At 71.0% G+C, this 16,305-nt stretch carries 17 protein-coding genes and 3 tRNA genes; 18 read left to right on the top strand and 2 right to left on the bottom strand.

The annotated features are described in order from the left end of the window. The first annotated feature begins 1 nt into the window (after position 1). Together OG494_RS16680 and OG494_RS16675 are read left to right on the top strand one after the other, a co-directional pair. A complete protein-coding gene (locus tag OG494_RS16680; protein WP_328456670.1) occupies positions 2 to 844 on the top strand; it encodes an SDR family NAD(P)-dependent oxidoreductase in 843 nt (280 codons plus the stop codon). A 14-nt stretch (positions 845 to 858) separates the two neighbouring features. Further along, positions 859 to 1,200 carry a nuclear transport factor 2 family protein gene (locus OG494_RS16675; protein ID WP_328456668.1) on the top strand — a complete coding sequence of 114 codons (342 nt, stop codon included), beginning with the start codon at positions 859 to 861 and terminating at the stop codon, positions 1,198 to 1,200. Here the strand turns inward: OG494_RS16675 and OG494_RS16670 are convergent. Beyond that, on the bottom strand, positions 1,191 to 4,415 hold the full coding sequence (locus OG494_RS16670; RefSeq protein WP_328456666.1) for a TIM-barrel domain-containing protein: 3,225 nt from the start codon (positions 4,413 to 4,415) through the stop codon (positions 1,191 to 1,193). The two genes, OG494_RS16675 and OG494_RS16670, sit on opposite strands and share 10 nt — an antisense overlap. Positions 4,416 to 4,552: 137 nt before the next feature. Next, on the bottom strand, positions 4,553 to 5,374 hold the full coding sequence (locus OG494_RS16665) for a class I SAM-dependent methyltransferase (RefSeq protein WP_328456665.1): 822 nt from the start codon (positions 5,372 to 5,374) through the stop codon (positions 4,553 to 4,555). 131 nt (positions 5,375 to 5,505) lie between these two features. Here OG494_RS16665 and OG494_RS16660 point away from each other — a divergent pair, with 131 nt between their 5' ends. The 16 genes from OG494_RS16660 (at position 5,506) to OG494_RS16585 (ending at position 16,304) form a co-directional block, all read left to right on the top strand. Next, a complete protein-coding gene (locus tag OG494_RS16660) occupies positions 5,506 to 5,904 on the top strand; it encodes an STAS domain-containing protein (RefSeq protein ID WP_328456663.1) in 399 nt (132 codons plus the stop codon). Positions 5,905 to 6,270: 366 nt separating this feature from the next. Then, positions 6,271 to 6,343 (top strand) — tRNA-Gly (locus OG494_RS16655). Between the two features lie 30 nt (positions 6,344 to 6,373). Continuing rightward, a tRNA-Glu gene (locus tag OG494_RS16650) sits at positions 6,374 to 6,444 on the top strand. A gap of 9 nt (positions 6,445 to 6,453) precedes the next feature. Beyond that, a tRNA-Leu gene (locus OG494_RS16645) sits at positions 6,454 to 6,526 on the top strand. A 28-nt stretch (positions 6,527 to 6,554) separates the two neighbouring features. Continuing rightward, the gene (locus OG494_RS16640; protein ID WP_328456661.1) at positions 6,555 to 7,142 is read left to right on the top strand and encodes a Chromate resistance protein ChrB; all 588 of its coding nucleotides are present in this window, start codon (positions 6,555 to 6,557) and stop codon (positions 7,140 to 7,142) included. Beyond that, on the top strand, positions 7,139 to 7,561 hold the full coding sequence (locus tag OG494_RS16635) for a YkvA family protein (RefSeq protein WP_328456659.1): 423 nt from the start codon (positions 7,139 to 7,141) through the stop codon (positions 7,559 to 7,561). Before OG494_RS16640 ends, OG494_RS16635 begins: the two co-directional genes overlap by 4 nt. A 133-nt stretch (positions 7,562 to 7,694) precedes the next feature. Continuing rightward, a complete protein-coding gene (pqqB, locus tag OG494_RS16630) occupies positions 7,695 to 8,588 on the top strand; it encodes a pyrroloquinoline quinone biosynthesis protein PqqB (RefSeq protein WP_328456657.1) in 894 nt (297 codons plus the stop codon). Continuing rightward, on the top strand, positions 8,585 to 9,289 hold the full coding sequence (pqqC, locus tag OG494_RS16625; protein WP_328456654.1) for a pyrroloquinoline-quinone synthase PqqC: 705 nt from the start codon (positions 8,585 to 8,587) through the stop codon (positions 9,287 to 9,289). The genes pqqB and pqqC overlap by 4 nt, the downstream gene beginning before the upstream one ends. Further along, complete coding sequence (pqqD, locus tag OG494_RS16620; protein WP_328456652.1) at positions 9,289 to 9,564, top strand: pyrroloquinoline quinone biosynthesis peptide chaperone PqqD; 276 nt, start codon at positions 9,289 to 9,291, stop codon at positions 9,562 to 9,564. The genes pqqC and pqqD overlap by 1 nt, the downstream gene beginning before the upstream one ends. Continuing rightward, the gene (gene pqqE, locus OG494_RS16615) at positions 9,561 to 10,664 is read left to right on the top strand and encodes a pyrroloquinoline quinone biosynthesis protein PqqE (protein ID WP_328456650.1); all 1,104 of its coding nucleotides are present in this window, start codon (positions 9,561 to 9,563) and stop codon (positions 10,662 to 10,664) included. Before pqqD ends, pqqE begins: the two co-directional genes overlap by 4 nt. 97 nt (positions 10,665 to 10,761) lie before the next feature. After that, the gene (gene pqqA / locus OG494_RS16610; protein ID WP_328456648.1) at positions 10,762 to 10,860 is read left to right on the top strand and encodes a pyrroloquinoline quinone precursor peptide PqqA; all 99 of its coding nucleotides are present in this window, start codon (positions 10,762 to 10,764) and stop codon (positions 10,858 to 10,860) included. Positions 10,861 to 10,951: 91 nt separating this feature from the next. Then, positions 10,952 to 11,500: a manganese efflux pump MntP gene (locus OG494_RS16605; RefSeq protein WP_328456645.1), complete on the top strand. Its 549-nt coding sequence runs from the start codon at positions 10,952 to 10,954 to the stop codon at positions 11,498 to 11,500. Positions 11,501 to 11,517: 17 nt separating this feature from the next. Then, positions 11,518 to 13,734 carry a catalase/peroxidase HPI gene (katG, locus tag OG494_RS16600; protein WP_328456643.1) on the top strand — a complete coding sequence of 739 codons (2,217 nt, stop codon included), beginning with the start codon at positions 11,518 to 11,520 and terminating at the stop codon, positions 13,732 to 13,734. A gap of 137 nt (positions 13,735 to 13,871) precedes the next feature. Continuing rightward, positions 13,872 to 14,327: an MSMEG_3727 family PQQ-associated protein gene (locus OG494_RS16595; protein ID WP_328456641.1), complete on the top strand. Its 456-nt coding sequence runs from the start codon at positions 13,872 to 13,874 to the stop codon at positions 14,325 to 14,327. 16 nt (positions 14,328 to 14,343) lie between these two features. Then, positions 14,344 to 16,026 carry a PQQ-dependent dehydrogenase, methanol/ethanol family gene (locus tag OG494_RS16590; protein WP_328456640.1) on the top strand — a complete coding sequence of 561 codons (1,683 nt, stop codon included), beginning with the start codon at positions 14,344 to 14,346 and terminating at the stop codon, positions 16,024 to 16,026. 71 nt (positions 16,027 to 16,097) lie between these two features. Next, complete coding sequence (locus OG494_RS16585; RefSeq protein ID WP_328456638.1) at positions 16,098 to 16,304, top strand: recombination activating protein 1; 207 nt, start codon at positions 16,098 to 16,100, stop codon at positions 16,302 to 16,304. Position 16,305: the final 1 nt, after the last annotated feature.

Genomic DNA, 16,305 nt, shown 5'->3' with positions numbered 1-16,305 from the left:
CGTGCGGAACTGGTTCATCACCGGCGGCACGCCGGGCGGGTTCGGCATGGCATACGCCGAAGCCGCACTCGCGGCGGGCGACCGGGTCGTCCTGACGGCCCGGCGTCCCGAGGAGCTGAAGGAATGGGTGGCGGAGCACGGCGACCGCGCCCACGCGGTGCGGCTCGACGTCACCGAACCGGACGAGGTCCGGCGGGCCGTCGCCGAGGCACGAGCGCACTTCGGCGAGATCGACGTGCTGGTCAACAACGCCGGCCGCGGCTGGTACGGCTCGGTCGAGGGCACCACCGACGACGTCGTGCGGAGCTCGTTCGAGCTGAACTTCTTCTCCGTGGTGACCGTGCTGCGCGCGGTGCTGCCGGGCATGCGCGCCCGCGGCTCCGGCTGGGTCGTCACGATGTCGTCGGCCGCAGGGCTCGACGCCGTCCCGGGCTTCGGTTACTACAGCGCGGCGAAGTCCGCGGTCGAAGGCCTGTCCGACGCGCTGCGCCAGGAGGTCGAGCCGTTCGGGATCAAGGTTCTCCTGGTCGAGCCCGGGGCGTTCCGGACGCACGCCTACGCCGGCTTCTCCGGCGAAGCGGTCCGCGAGACCGTCGACGCCTACGAGCCGCTGCTCGTCGCCGTGCGCGCCGCGTTCGTCGAGCAGGACGGCCGTCAGCCGGGCGATCCCGCACGGGGCGTGCGCGCGGTGCTGGCGGCCATGGAACGGCCGGACCCGCCGCACCGGCTCGTCCTCGGCGGCCCGGCCTTCGACAAGGTCACCGCGAAACTCCAGTGCACCCTCGACGCCGTCCGCGCGGACGAGACCGCGTCCCGGGGTGCCGACTTCCCCGGCCTCGTCTAGAAAAGGAGAACATCGTGCTCGCGAACAGCCCGGACGCCGTCCGCGCCTACTTGGCCCTGACGATCGCCGGTGACCGCACCGCCGCCATCGTCGCGTTCGCCGATGACGCCCACGTCACCGACGACGGCCACGGCCACGACGGCGTCACCGCCATCCGCGCCTGGCTGGACCGCCCGGCCGGCGGCTACACCTTCACCACGACGCCGCTGTCGGCCCGGTCCACATCGGACACCGAGGCGCTGGTCACCTGCCGCGTCGAAGGGAACTTCCCCGGCGGGCTCGTCGACCTGGAGTACCGGTTCACCCTCGACGAGACCCGCCGCATCACCCGGCTGGTGATCGAACCTCAGCGGTAGGCGAGGGTCACCGGCGCGTGGACGCTCCGCGCGGGAAGCGTGACGGTCAGGGCGTGCGTCGCGGCGTCCCACCGGTACGCGTTGGCCGGCAGCCGGTCACCGCCGACGGTGACCACCTTGGGCGCGGTGGCCCCGAGGAACGTGACCGTCCACCGGCGATCTCGTACCTGGCCGGGGAAAGAGCCATCTGACGGGTCGATTCGCACGGTGTGGTTGCCCGCGGTGTAGCGGACCTTCGTGGACGCGCTCCGGCCGCTGCTGCCGTTGTCGTCGTAGAGCGTGAAGGTGCTCGACGCACCCTCGGCGACGGTGAGCGTCAGCGCGTCGAGCGGGTTGCGGACGTCGTCGGTGACGTTCTTGGTCCGGCTGGGCACCATGCCGCCGGCCTTGACGAACACCGGCATCGTGCTCAGGTCGGTGGTGATCGCCTGGGTCGTGCCGCCGGCGTAGGTCCGGCCGGTGAAGTAGTCCGTCCACTGACCCGGCGGGAACCAGACGTTCGTGGTCGCCGTCGTGCCCGGCGTGGTGACCGGCGCGACCAGCATGTCCGGCCCGTACAGGTATTCGCTGCCGGCCAGCCGGTACGCGTCCGGCTCCTCGGGGTAGTCGAGGTAGAGCGGCCGCGTCACCGGGACGCCGGTCGTGGCCGCCTGCTGGGCGAGCGTGTAGGTGTAGGGCACGAGGTTCTCGCGGAGGTTGAGGAACTTCGTCGCCGACGCCTTCGCCTCGGGTCCGTACTGCCAGGGCAGCCGGTCGCTGTGGTTGCTGTGCAGGCGATCGATCGGCTGGAACGTGCCGAGCTGCACCCAGCGGGCGTACAGGTCGTCCGGCAGCTTCTTGGTGCGCCCGCCGTCGTAGGTCTCGGAGCCGGGCAGGCCGGTGGTGTCGTTGTGCCCGCCGATGTCGTGGCTGACCGCGGACATCCCGGTTGCCGCGGCCTCGCCGGGGGTGTACCCGACCTCCATCCGCAGGGTGCCCCAGGTGGACGACGTGTCGCCGGTGAAGTGGATCGCCGAGCGCTTGTCGGCCCACGGGCCGGTCGGCACGGCGGCCGGGTTGCCGTAGCCGCCCGACTGCAGCGAGCCGTAGGCGCGGGAGATGACGAAGCCCCGGCCGATCGCCCGGTCCGCGTCGTCGGCGTACTGCTGGTTGATCCACGCGTCCGGTGTCACACCGTCCAAAGAGGACTGCGAGCCGTCGCAGCACCAGTCCAGCCACCAGAAGTCCACACCCTGGCGGTCCATCGTCCGGTGCAGGTCCAGGTAGGCCTTCAGCTGGTTCGGGTCGCCCCAGTCGAAGGTGTAGCAGTCGCCACCGCCTCCGCCGGACCCGCAGTTGGCCGACTTCGTGAGCTTGCCCTTGGCCGTCGCCTGCGCCTGCGCGAACTGCGGGTCGGTGCTGCGGATGCTCGGGTGCGTGTTGAACGTGTTGTGCAGGCCCTGCGAGGCCGACCAGTCGAAGAACGCCTTCGGGTCGGGGAACTTCGCGGGGTCGATCTCCCAGCCGTTCCAGGTGTCGGGCGCCTTGAAGTCGGTGTCGGTGACCAGGACGTCCAGCGGGACGCCCTCCGCGCGGAACCGCGGCAGGATGGTGTTCTCGTAGTCCGCCGCGGTGCGGTCGATGTACTCCGAGTACCAGACGCCGTAGGCCCAGCGGGGGAGCAGCTCCGGCGGCCCGGTGAGGGTGGCCAGGTCGTTCAGCGCCCGCTTGTAGTCGTGCCCGTACCCGAAGACGTAGCCGTCGCGGTACGGCTTCCCGCCGTGGTCACCGCGCGGAGTGGGCTTGCCGGCCCGCTGGTCGTAGACCGCCGAGACGGTGTCGTCGAGGAGGTACCAGCCGTCGCGGTAGAGCAGGCCGGGGACCGTTTTCGGGTCGCCGTTGTCGCCGTTCACACCGTCGAGGCCGCGGCGGTAGCCACCGAGCGCGAGGTGCGGCGCCGGGGCGGGCGCGCCGGCGGGCGTCACCGCGAGGGTGTCGAGGTTGACGTGACAGCTGGCGGGGTCGGGACAGCCGAGGGTGACGTCGTTCGTGCCGGCTTTGAGCGCGATCGGGACGGACGCGGTGCCCCAGGTGTCCCAGTTGTCCGTGGCGGGCAGGGAAAGCACCTGCGTGGCGCCGCCGGCCGAGGCCGTCGCCGTGCGCGTCTGGTGCAGGCCGTCGCCGCCGACGCCGTTGGCGTAGCGGACCTGGAGGGAGTACGTGCCGTCGGCGGGCACGGCGACCACCCGCTGAGTCAGGCTCGAGCCCTGGTTCAGCTCGGCGAGGAAGCCCTGGCCGGCGTACCCGGCGTGGTCGGTCGCGAGCTTCGCCGAACCCGCGGTGCGCGCGGTCTCCGCCTCGCAGTCGACCCCGAAACGGCAGTCCGGCATCGCCTTCGCCGAGGACGGCGGGTAACTCGCGTCCGGAGCCAGGAGCGCGACGCTGTCGACGTTGACGTTGCCCGAATCCGCGGCCGTGCGCGTCAGGGTGACCGTGTGCCGGCCCGCGGCCAGCTGCAGCGGGACGGACGCCACGCTCCACGTGTCCCAGTCCGCGGTCACCGGCAGGGAAACGGTCCGGCCCGTACCGCCGTCGACCGACAGGGACAGGGTCCGCGTGACGTGCTGGCCGTCCCCGGCGACGGCGTTGGCGTACCGGGCGTCGAAGCGGTACGCGCCGGCCGTGGCGACGTCCACCTCGGCGGACAGCGAGTTGCCGGTGCCTTCGAACCCGGCCACAAAACCGCCGCCGGTGTACCCGGTGTGGTCCGAGGCGACGGCCAGCCCGCTGTACGGGAGATCTTCGGCCTCGCACAGGGCGCCGACGGCGCACGTGAGGCGCTGCCACGGCGTCGAGGTCACCGGCGCCGGGCCGGCGTTCTCCTGCACGACGAGGTTTTGCGCGGTGAACGGGCCCGAACCCAGCTGGTACCGCAGGGTGACCGCGCTCGTCCGGATCGTCAGCCAGCCGCCCGAGGTGGTGGAGCTGAACGACGTCGGCGCGAACGCGTCGCGGCCGATCGCGGTGAAGGTGGGGCGGTCGAGGAACTTGCCGTCGGCGGCGTACTCGGTCCGGATCAGGGTCGGTGAGAGCACCTGGAACCGCGCGTCGCCCGCGGACACCGTCCGCGGCCGGGAGGTGCCGGCCGCGGGACCCGATCCCGCCACCGTCAACGCCGCCACCGTGCTCAGGACCGCGACGACCGCGCAAGACCTACGCCAACCGTTCGATGCCAACGGGCTGCTCCGTTCCCCGGACCGCTTACAACGTTGTAAATCAGGTGGTGGTGATCAGAGCACAGGCGTTCGACGGCTGTCCAGAGCCGACCGGGGATGTGTCCGGCGATCTGGCCGCATGCCTTGCTCCGAACGGCTCAAGGCCGCCAGAGGTCGACGGCGATCTCCTGCAGCCGCTCGCTGAACGTCCCGGCCGGGCTCGCTTCGCGCAGCAGTTCTCGCAGCTCGGCCTCGAACGCGTCGCGCCGGTCACCGAACAGGTGCGGCGCCGAGCTGGACAGCGAGAAGACCGCGGCGACGACGTCGTCGGCGGTCCTGGTGACGACCCGGCCCGGGACCTCGAACCGCCGCGGGCCGCGGAAGCCGGCCGCCCGGTAGATCTCCGTCTCACCCGAGGCCGTGCCGTCGGGCAGCACGCCCTGGCCCGCACGCCGGACCGGGCCGAGGTACCGCCGCACCAGGTCCGCGATCGCGTCGTGCGGCGGCGCCAGGTCGCCGGGATCGACGCCCTGGTGCGTCGCGGCGTGGACGTGGGCGCAGGCACCCCCGGCGGCCAGCATGCCGCGCACGGCCGCCGCGACCTTCGGGCGGTCCAGCCAGTGGAACGACTGGGCGAAGGTGACCAGCCGGAATTCGCCCAGGCCCGCCGGCAGCTCCTCCGCGCGCCGGTGCAGCCACCGGCAGTTGCCGATTCCCGCGTCCGCCGCGAGCCGGGCCGCCTCGGCGAGCATGTCCGGGTCGGCGTCGAGGCCGACGGACTCCTCGAACCTGCCGGTCAGGAGCAAGGTCAGCGAGCCGGGCCCGCAGCCGACGTCGAGCAGGCGGCCCGAGCCGTCCAGCCCCAGTTCGGTCGTGAACGCCTCCGCGAGGGCGTCCGGATAAGCGGCGCGGCCGCGCGCGTAGTACGCGGCGCTGCCGGAATACAGCGACGGATCCCAGGTCCAGCTACCGGCGGTCACGATGTGCAGCATAGAGCGACCGATCCCACCCGGATAGCGCGTTTCCCCGCCCGAGGTTTGGGTATCAAGATCCCGTCCTTGATCAGCTCCCCGCGACGCCGGCCCGCCGGCGCGGAAGGCCTGCCGAACCCGTGTCCCCTCAGCTACCGATCCCCGTCCCGGGCGCCCGCCCCCTCGCGGCGCGCCGGACGGAGTACCGACCCGGCCTGTCGATCCTGACGTTCGCCGGCGAGATCGACGCCTTGACCGTCCCGATCCTCGAGCGCGAGCTGCGGGACACCCCGCCGGGCACGACGCTGGTGGATCTCAGCCAGATCGCGTTCGTCGGCCTCGCCGGCGCCCGCGCGCTGGCGGCGGCCGCCGAACAGGCCGGCGCCGAAGGGCGGCATTTCGGGCTGGTGGCGAGCGGCCGGACGCTCGCGCGGCTGTTCCGCATCACGGGCCTGGCCGCGGGTGTCCCGATGTTCGCGTCGTTGTCCGACGCGTTGCGGGAACTGCTCGCCGCCGGGCTCCGGGACGCCGCCGGATAACCGCGCGCATTCCGCGCCGGAATAACCGATTGACGCCCCGGCGGGGCCGGGTCATAGTTCTGGAACACGAACTCGAGGAGTGGTCATGGCGAGCATGCGGGAACGCGGCACGCGGCAGCACGCCGCGACGCATCGGTCCTGGCTGCTCGCTTGCCTGTGGCAGGAACGCCTTCTGGGCGGTCCGGGCTCCCCGCCCTGACGTGCACTCGTCGGGACACGGGAGCCGCCCATCGGGAAACCGATCCGGGCGGCTTCTCGTTTTCGTGCACCGGAAAACAATTCCTTGTCGGCGAGCTGAGGCAGCGGAACGGCCTCCAAAACCGTATCCAGGGGGTTCGATACCTCCCGCCGGTGCGCAGGTGATCCGCGGTCGTGGTGAACTCGGCGGACACGTCGGTCCTCCGAACCGAAGCAGAGGGTTCGATGCCCTCCGACCGCTCCGCCGGCCCCCTCGTGGGTGCCGGACCAAGCCCGATGCGGCTGACGGCAGGCCGCCGCGTTTTCACCGCGGAGGACAGGGTTCGACTCCCTGATCGGGTACGCAAGCACGCCCCTGTAGCCCAACGGAAGAGGCAACGCGCTCAGAACGCGTCCAGTCCAGGTTCGAATCCTGGTGGGGGTACTGGTGTTACGGGCGTAACATCCGCAGGATGGGTGTCGAACCCCGTGACCGGGGCTGGTTGCTGATCAGCGTGTCGACCGCCGGCGCGCCCGACTCGCTGCGCGTGCAGGTCTGGCGCAAGCTCCGGTCCCTCGGCGCGCTCTACCTGCAGCAGTCGGTGTGCCTGCTGCCCGCCCGCCCCGAGGTGGTGCGGGAGATCCGTGGCCTGGCCGACCGGGTTCGCCACCAGGGCGGCACCGCGCGGGTGCTGTCGATGACCTTCACCGAGCCGGCCGAGGAAGAGGCCGTGATCGCGGAGTTCGACGCCGCCCGCGACGTCGAGTACGGCGAAGTCCTCGAGCGGCTCCCCGCGCTGCGCCGGGAACTCGCCGACGAACGGGCCCGTGGCAACCTCACCTACGCCGAAGTCGAGGAGTCCGAGGCCGACCTGCAGCGGTTCCGGAGCTGGCTGGACAAGATCGCCGCCCGCGACCACTTCGCCGCACCGGGTGGCCAGGACGCCCGCAACGCCGTCGACGAGGCCGCTGCCGCACTCGCCGACTTCGAAGAAGCCGCCCTCCAGTCCGAAGCCCCCGCCCAGCCGGCACCCCGGCTCCGCGCCGCCGACCGACCGTGACCGGCTCGGTCTGGGGGGACCTGCTGATCGGCGTCGCCCTCGCGCTCGTGCTGGCCTGGCTCGCGCTGATCGTCGCGCTCGTCCTCGTCCGGCCGCGGGGCGGGCTCCTGCGCGAGGCCCTGCGGCTGCTGCCCGACGTGCTGCGGCTCATCCGGCGCCTGGCCGCGGACCCCACGCTGCCCCGCGGCGTCCGGATCCGGCTCGGCCTCCTGCTGGTCTACCTCGCCATGCCCGTCGACCTGATCCCCGACTTCATCCCGGTGCTCGGCCACGCCGACGACGCCATCATCGTCGTGGCCGTCCTGCGCGGCGTCGTCCGCCGGGCGGGGCTCGACGCCGTGCGCGCCCACTGGCCCGGCACCGACGACGGTTTCGCCGCCGCGGCCCGCCTGGCCGGAATCCGGACCTCGACGGGCTGAGCGGCCGGCGCGGCCCGCTCGTGAGGGGACGGTCGCCGTTCGTCCGTGATCCGGCACCGGTCGTGCGTGATCGGTTGCCAGGTCCGGCGCGGGGCGATGAAGGTTGCGGGAGAAAGCCGAGCTCGGGAGGGACATGTTCGTTCACTGTCTCGGAGTCGCGGCCGGCGGCGGCTATCCGCAGTGGAACTGCGCGTGCGCCGGCTGCCGGAAGGCCCGTGCCAAGCCCGAGGTCGCGACGACCCACGCCGGGATCGCCGTCTCCGGAACCGGTGAGCGGTGGTTCCTGCTGAACGCGACCCCGGACGTCCACCACCAGATCGCGGCGGATCCCGCGCTGCACCCGGGTCCGGAAGTCCGGGAAACGCCGGTGGCCGGGGTGCTCCTGACGGACGCGGAGTTCGATCACACGATCGGCCTGCTGGTGCTGCGTGAAGGGTCGGCGCTGACGGTGTACGGGACTTCGCCCGTGCTCGAAGCGCTGACCTCGTCCTTCCCGGTCCGGGACCTGCTGAGCGACTACGCGGACCTCTCCTGGTCCCGCCTCGAAACCGGCCTGCCCCTGGACCTGGACGACCGGTTGCGCGTGACCGCCTTCCCGACCGGGTCCAAAGCGCCTCGTTATGTCGGGCGTCCCTGCGAGTCGGCCGAGTGGGAGGTGGGCTTCCGCCTGGAAGACCGGGTGACGGGCGGAACCGTGGTGTACGCGCCGACGCTGCCCCGGTGGGACGCGGCGTTCGCCGAGCAGGTCGTGTCGGCCGACTGCGTCTTCCTGGACGGTACATTTTGGACGGACGACGAAATGTCCGGCCAGGGCGCGGGGAACCGGACCGGGCGCTCGATGGGGCACCTGCCCGTCGGCGGGGCCGACGGCTCCGCTCGCGCGCTGGCCGCGCTGCCCGCGACCCGGAAGATCTACACGCACATCAACAACACCAACCCGATTCTCGACGACGAGTCCCCGGAGCGGCGCCGGCTGACGGACCTGGGCATCGAGGTCGGCCGAGCCGGCTTGGAGGTGGAAGTGTGAACGCCTGGTCCTCGGAAGGGACGGAGGAGTTCGAAGCGCGGCTGCGGTCGATCGGGGAGAAGCGGTACCACCACCTGCACCCGTTCAACGAACGCATGCACGCGGGCTCGCTGACCGAAGAGGAATTCCGGGGGTGGGTGCGGAATCGTTTCTACTACCAGGTGAACCTGCCGGTGAAGGACGCGTTCATCCTGACCAAGCTCCCCGGCCGGGAAGACCGGCGCCGGTGGATCCGGCGCATCATCGACCACGACGGGCGCACCGGGGACGAGGGCGGCCTCGAGAAGTGGGTACGCCTGGGCGAAGCCGTCGGGTTGACCCGCGAGCAGCTGTTCGACAACGACACGGTGCTGCCCGGCGTGCGCTTCGCCGTGGACGCCTACGTGGACTTCTGCCGCCGGCGGCCGTGGCTGGAATCCGTGGCGTCCGCGCTGACCGAGCTGTTCGCGCCGGATCTGCTCAGCCGCCGGATCACCGACGTCGAGCACCACTACCCGTGGATCGCGCCGGAAGGCCTGGACTACTTCCGGGCCCGGCTCACCCAGCAGCCGAAGGACATCGCGCACCTGCTCGACCTGGTGCTCGGCCACGCGAAAACCCGGGAGCAGCAGGACGCCTGCGCCCGGGCGCTGGAGTTCAAGTGCGACGTCCTCTGGAGCCTGCTCGACGCCGTGCAGCTCGCCTACGGCAAGAGTTCGTGATGGACGTCGACGATCTGACGGCCACGCCACGGCTGGCCACCAAGGCGATGCTCAAGCACGACAGCGTCCGGGACGTGGAGCTGCTCCTGCTGCCCGAGAGGGTGGTGCTCCTGAACAAGTCCGGGGCGGCGATCCTGGGACTCTGCGACGGCAGCCGGACGGTGCGGCAGCTGGTCGAGAGGCTCGAGCACGACTTCGAGGCGACCGACCTCGCAGGCGACGTCATGGCGTTCCTCCAGGACGCCAGCGGACGCGGCTGGGTGGTGGTCACATGACCGGGCCGCCGCCGCCCTACGGCCTGCTGGCCGAGGTCACCCACCGGTGCCCGCTGCACTGCGTCTACTGCTCGAACCCCTTGGCACTGCTCGACAGGCAGGACGAGCTCACCACCGGGCACTGGCTGCGGGTGCTCGGCGAAGCGGCCGAGCTGGGTGTCCTGCAGGTCCACTTTTCGGGCGGGGAACCGCTCGTCCGCGGCGATCTGGAGACGCTGGTCGCCGAGTGCCGCCGCCTCGGCCTGTACACGAACCTGATCACCAGCGGCCTCGGGCTCACCGAGCGCCGCGCGGAATCGCTCGTCGCGGCGGGGCTCAACAGCGCCCAGCTGAGCATCCAGGGCGACGCCGCCGAAGCGACGGATCTGATCGCGGCGAGCAAACGCTTCGACAAGAAGGAAGCGGCCGCGCGCGTCATCCGCGACGCCGGGCTGCCGCTGAACATGAACGTCGTCCTGCACCGGCTGAACCTGGGCCGGCTGGACGCGATCATCGACGTCTGCGTGAAGTGGGGCGCCGAGCGGCTGGAGCTCGCCAACACCCAGTACTACGGCTGGGCGCTGCGCAACCGCGAACCGCTGATGCCGAGCAAGGCCCAGCTGGACGAGGCGGTCGGCGTCTACGCACGCCGGAAGGCCGAGCTGGCGGAGCAGCTGGAGCTGCTCTGGATCCTCCCGGACTACTACGAGACCTACCCCAAGCCGTGCATGGGGGGCTGGGCGCGCACGGCGCTGACCGTCGCCCCGGACGGCGTGGCCTACCCCTGTCCGGTGGCCGCCGGGATCACGACGCTGGAGTTCCCCTCGGTGCGCGACCACGATCTCGCGTGGATCTGGGCGAAGTCCACCGCGTTCGAGGCGTTCCGGGGCACGGACTGGATGCCCGACCCGTGCCGGAGCTGCCCGCGCAAAGAGCTGGATTTCGGCGGCTGCCGGTGCCAGGCCTTCGCGTTGACCGGCGACGCGGCACGCACCGACCCGGTGTGCCGGCACTCGCCGGACCACCACCTGGTGCAGGACGCCGTGCTGCGGGCCAACCAGGAGGACTCCGGCGGGCAGCTCGTCCACCGCCGGCCGACGGTTCCGGCGCGCGAGCGGTAGTCCCATTCGTGGGTTCTGGGGCGCCGTTCGGCACCGGTTGCCGACCACTGGTCCAAGATCGGTTGTAGCGCCTCCGTCGAATCCCAGATGCTCTTCGATGTCCGCGGAAGAGGAGGAAGACATGGAATGGGAAACTCCGGAGTACACGATCGTCGAGGTGTGCGCTGAGGTCACCGGCTACTTCTACCGGGGCTGACAGCAGAGTCCCCGTGTCGGCGTAAGGCCCCGGCTCCCGGAATCCGACCGGGGCCTTCCGCCACCCTGGTCCTTCTCCCGAGGTGGTTCCGGTGACGCTCGAATTCCTTCCGCTGATCGCTCTTGCCTTCGGGCTCAGTCTCGACAACTTCCGCTCGTCGATCGCCATCGGCACCATCCCGTTCGGCTGGCGGCGTGCTCTGCAGGTGGCCCTCGTCTTCGGCGTGTGGGACGCGGTGGGGCCGTTGCTGGGCGGATTCCTCGGTCACTTCCTGGGCGACTTCCTCGGTGACTGGGCCGAGTACATCGGGGCGGCCGCGCTCGGGTTGTACGGGGTGTACTTCATCGTCGGGGCGATCCGGCACCCGGAGCCGGAAGACATGGACCACCCGTGGGTGACGCTCTTCGGGATGCCGCTTTCGCTGACCGTCGACAACTTCATCGCCGGAGCGGGCCTGGGCATCGCCGGGTTCTCCCTCGTGGTCCCGATGCTGGTCTTCGGGGCCATGACCGTGGTCATGTCGTTCGCCGGCCTGTACGTGGGGCGGCTGGCGGCCAGGGTCGTCCGGGTCCGGTCCGACCTGTTCAGCGGGATCTCGCTGGTCGGCGCGGCGATCCTGCTGCCGCTGGCCTTCGGCTGAACCGTCGGTGACACCGGATGCCCGAGAATCCCGATACCCACGTCTACCGCACCTACGACAAGGTCCTGGACGAGACCCGGCAGCCGCGGCGGCGGAACCCGCCGGTGGCGAGCGGCGACGCCAACGACTGGTGGCCGCACCGGGTCGACCTGACGGCCCTGCACCGGCGCCGGCCCGCGGACTTCGACTACGCCGCGGAATTCGCGACCGTGGATCTCGGCGAACTGGCGCGGGACGTCGACGAAGTGCTGACGACGTCCCAGGACTGGTGGCCCGCCGAATTCGGGCACTACGGCCCGCTCGTGCTGCGCATGGCCTGGCACGCCGCGGGCACCTACCGCGTCAGCGACGGCCGAGGTGGTGCCGCTGCCGGTATGCAACGCTTCGCCCCGCTGAACAGCTGGCCGGACAACCGCAACCTCGACAAGGCGCGCCGGTTGCTGTGGCCGGTCAAGAAGAAGTACGGCCGCCGGATCTCCTGGGCCGACCTGATGGTCTTCGCGGGCAACCGGGCGCTGGAGTCCATGGGCTTCCGGACCTTCGGGTTCGGCGGCGGCCGGGCCGAGGTGTGGGGGCCCGACGAGACGTACTGGGGCCCGGAACGCAAGTGGCTGGCCGAAGAGCGCTACAGCGGCCTGCGCGAGCTCGACGAGCCGCTGGCCGCCACCGAGATGGGGCTGATCTACGTCGACCCGCAGGGCCCGGCCACCAATCCCGACCCGCGGCTCGCCGCCCGCGACATCCGGGAGACCTTCAAGCGGATGGGGCTGGGCGACGAGGAGACGGTGGCGCTCATCGCCGGCGGGCACACCTTCGGCAAGACCCACGGCCCCGCGGACCCGGTGACGTGCGGGCCCGAACCCGAGGCCGCGCCGCTCACCGCGCAGGGCCTGGGCTGGACCGGCCGGTACGGCAGCGGCATCGCCGCGGACACGGTCACCAGCGGGCTGGAGGGGATGTGGACGCGCACGCCCGCCCGATGGGACCACACGTTCTTCGAGACGCTCTTCGAGTACCAGTGGGACGTCGAGCTCAGCCCGGCCGGCCTGTGGCAGTGGATCCCGGCCGACGGCGGTGGCGAGGGCACCGTGCCGGACCCCTTCGACCCGGACGTGAAACACCACCCGGTCATGCTCACCACGGACCTCTCGTTGCAGGAGGACCCGGTCTACGCGGCGATTTCGCGGCGGTTCCTGGAACACCCGGACCAGTTCGAGGACGCGTTCGCGCGGGCCTGGTTCAAGCTGACCCACCTCGACCTGGGCCCGCGCCGGCGGTACCTGGGGGCGCTCGTCCCGGCCGAACGGCTGATCTGGCAGGACCCGGTGCCGGCCGTGGACCACGCGCTGGTGGACGCCGGCGACGTCGCCGCCCTCAAACGCGAGATCCTCGGCTCCGGCCTGACCATCACGCAGCTCGTGGCGACGGCGTGGGCGTCGGCTTCGACCTACCGCGACAGCGACAAACGCGGCGGGGCGAACGGCGCGCGGATCCGGCTCGAACCGCAGCGCGGCTGGCCGGTCAACGAGCCCGCGCAGCTGAACGTCGTCCTGCCCGCGCTGGAGACGATCCAGGAGCGGTTCAACGCCGCCCAGCCGGGGGACAAGCGGATCTCGATGGCCGACCTGATCGTGCTCGGCGGGTGTGCCGCGGTGGAGCAGGCCGCCGCGGCCGGTGGCCACGAGGCCGACGTCCCGTTCCGCCCCGGGCGCACCGACGCGACGCAGGAATGGACCGACGTCGAGTCGTTCGGCGCGTTGCAACCCTGGGCGGACGGCTTCCGGAACCACCTGCGCGACGGCTTCCGGCTGCCACCGGAGCACCTGCTGGTCGACCGGGCGAACCTGCTGACCTTGAGCGCGCCCGAGATGACGGTGCTGCTCGGCGGGCTGCGGGTGCTCGGCGTCACCCACCGGCGTTCTCCGGTGGGCGTGCTGACTTCGACGCCGGGGTCGTTGACGAACGACTTCTTCGTCACCCTGCTGGACATGGCGACGGTGTGGACACCGAAGCGGGGCGGGGACAGGTGGAGCGCGATCTACGAGGGCCGCGACCGGGGCACCGGGGAGGTGAAGTGGACCGCGAGCCGGGTCGACCTCCTCTTCGGCTCGCACTCCGAACTGAGAGCGCTTTCGGAGGTCTACGCGAGTGACGACGCGGGCGGGAAGTTCGTCCGGGACTTCGTCGCGGCGTGGGTGAAGGTGATGGAACTCGACCGGTTCGACCTGCGGTGAACGGTACCTCTCGGCGGGCGAACGGTGGGCCCCGGCTGTTCTGTGGCAACGGATATCGTGCCGGCGCCCTCGGCGGTAGAGTCCGAACTCGTTGCAGGACAACAAGAGTGCGAACCAGCACCTGGAGGCGAGGTCCGATGACGACTACCCAGGAACGAGAAGATCTCCTGGCCGAACTGCGCGGACAGAACAAGGCGACCATCGGTGCCGTGCTCGGGTCCGGCACGATCGACAAGGCGACCGAGCGGGCCGACGGGACGATGGAAGCGACCATCCGGATCCGGGAGGACGCGATGGCGTGGGAGCCGGGGGTGCTGATCATGCCGCACTCCGGCGTCCTCGAGCTGACGATCATCAACGACGACAAGAACACCCACGCCTGCCTGCTGCCCAGCAACGGGGACAAGCAGTTCATCGGCCTGCTGAACCACTCGAAGGGCAGCGCGACCATCGAACTGGACGGTCCCGGCTGCTACTGGTACGGCTCGCCGGCCGGCAACGACGAGGGCCGGGGCCTGACCGCCGCCATCGTCGTGACCGGCGAAGTGCCGCCGGAGGCCAAGCTCGACCGACCCGCCCAGCCGCGGCCGTAGAAAGGCAGGAGACACCATGACACTCGAATACCTCGACGCCGGCAAGGCGTTCGACCACAGCAAGCTGTCCAACCTGCCGCACAGCGCGCCGGACGTGACGCGCGGCCTCGGTTACGAGCGCATCCTCCAGGCGCGCAGCGAATCCCACAACTGGATCACCTACTACGGCGACTACGACGGCAAGCGGCACAGCCTGCTCGACCAGATCGACGCCGGGAACGTCAAGGACCTGAAGGTCGCCTGGATCTTCCAGGCGGGCGCGAGCGGGATGATCGCGTCCACGTCGACCTACGCGTTCGAGGCCTGCCCGCTGGTCGTCGACGGCGTCATGTTCGTCACCGGCTGGGACGGCTGGCTCTGGGCGCTCGACGCGAAGAGCGGCGAGCAGCTGTGGCGCTACAAGCACGCGATCCCGATCGACGTGACCCTGTGCTGCGCCAACGTCAACCGCGGCTGCGCGGTGGCGGGCGGCAAGGTCTACATGGTGACCCAGAACGCCCAGTTGCTCGCGCTCGACGCCACCACCGGGCGGAAGGTCTGGCAGAAGCCCATCGGCGACGTGCGGGCCGGCGAGAGCGCCACGATCGCGCCGCTGGTCATCAAGGACACCCTCATCACCGGGTCCTCCGGGGGCGAGTACGGCGTCCGCGGCCACATCGACTGCTGGGACCTCGAGACCGGTGAGCGGCGCTGGCGCACCTACACCGTGCCGAAGCCGGGGGAGCCCGGCTCGGAGACCTGGCCCGCCGACGGCGAAGCCTGGCAGCGCGGCGGCGCGAACCACTGGGTCACCGGCAGCTTCGACCCGGAGCTGAACCTCTACTACGCGGGCACCGGGAACCCGGCTCCCGACTTCGACGGCGAGGTCCGCGAAGGGGACAACCTCTACACCGACAGCGTGGTCGCGCTGGACGTCGACACGGGCGAGATCCAGTGGCACTACCAGTTCACCCCGCACGACCTGTGGGACTACGACTCCACGATGGAGATGACCCTGTTCGAGCGGGACGGCAAGAAGCTGCTGGCCCACTTCGACAAGAACGGGTACATGTTCGTCCTCGACCGCACCAACGGCGAACTGCAGCACGTCACGCCGTTCGTCGACCGGATCGACTGGGGTGTCATCACCCGCGACGGCAAGGTGACCGCGCGGAAGTACCCGGACAAGGAAGGCGAGCCCTGCCACTTCTTCCCCGGCCCCGCCGGTGCGAAGGAATGGACGCACGTTTCGTACAACCCGGACCACGACCTGTTCTACGTCCCGGTGGCCGACGTCGGTGCGACCGCCACCCGGCGGCGTCGCGAGTTCAAGGAAGGCATGCCCTACTGGGGTGCCGCCGTCGAGGTCGACATCGACAACATGGCCGGCTCGGTCAGCGCGTTCGACTCCCACGGTGAAGAGAAGTGGCGCCACCGGCTCGACGGCATGCCGATGGCCGCCTCGACCCTCAGCACGGCGGGGAACGTCGTGTTCGCCGGCACGCCGGCGGGTGACTTCCTGGCGCTGCACGCGGAAACGGGGGAGAAGCTCTGGAGCTTCCAGTGCGGCAGCGGTCACCACAGCAGCCCGAGCACCTACACCGTCGAAGGCAAGCAGTACATCGCGGTGCCGGTCGGCTGGGGTGGCTGGCTCGAGGGCATCGTCCCCGGCATGTCCGGTCAGGGACACGGTGCCGCGCTGATCGTGTTCTCCCTGTGACGGGAAACCACCGCTGACGACGTGGCCGGGTCGCCGCTTCGGCGACCCGGCCACGGGACCGAGGTGATGTGATGGACCAGCCGTCGATACCCCGTCCGGGCGAAGGAAGTGCGCGGCTGCCGTGCCTGTACTGCGGCGAGCGCTACGGGCCCGGCGACGTCGTGCGGCACACCGAGCCGGTGCGCTGCGGGCGTTGCATCACGTGCGTCGACAAGCCCGCGTGCTTCGACTGCCGGCTCATGTACTGCGTCTGTGACGTGCACCGGTACCGCGGCTGAC

The sequence above is a fragment of the Amycolatopsis sp. NBC_00438 genome, assembly GCF_036026695.1.
GTDB lineage: Bacteria > Actinomycetota > Actinomycetes > Mycobacteriales > Pseudonocardiaceae > Amycolatopsis.
This window is presented reverse-complemented; position numbering and strand designations above follow the sequence as displayed.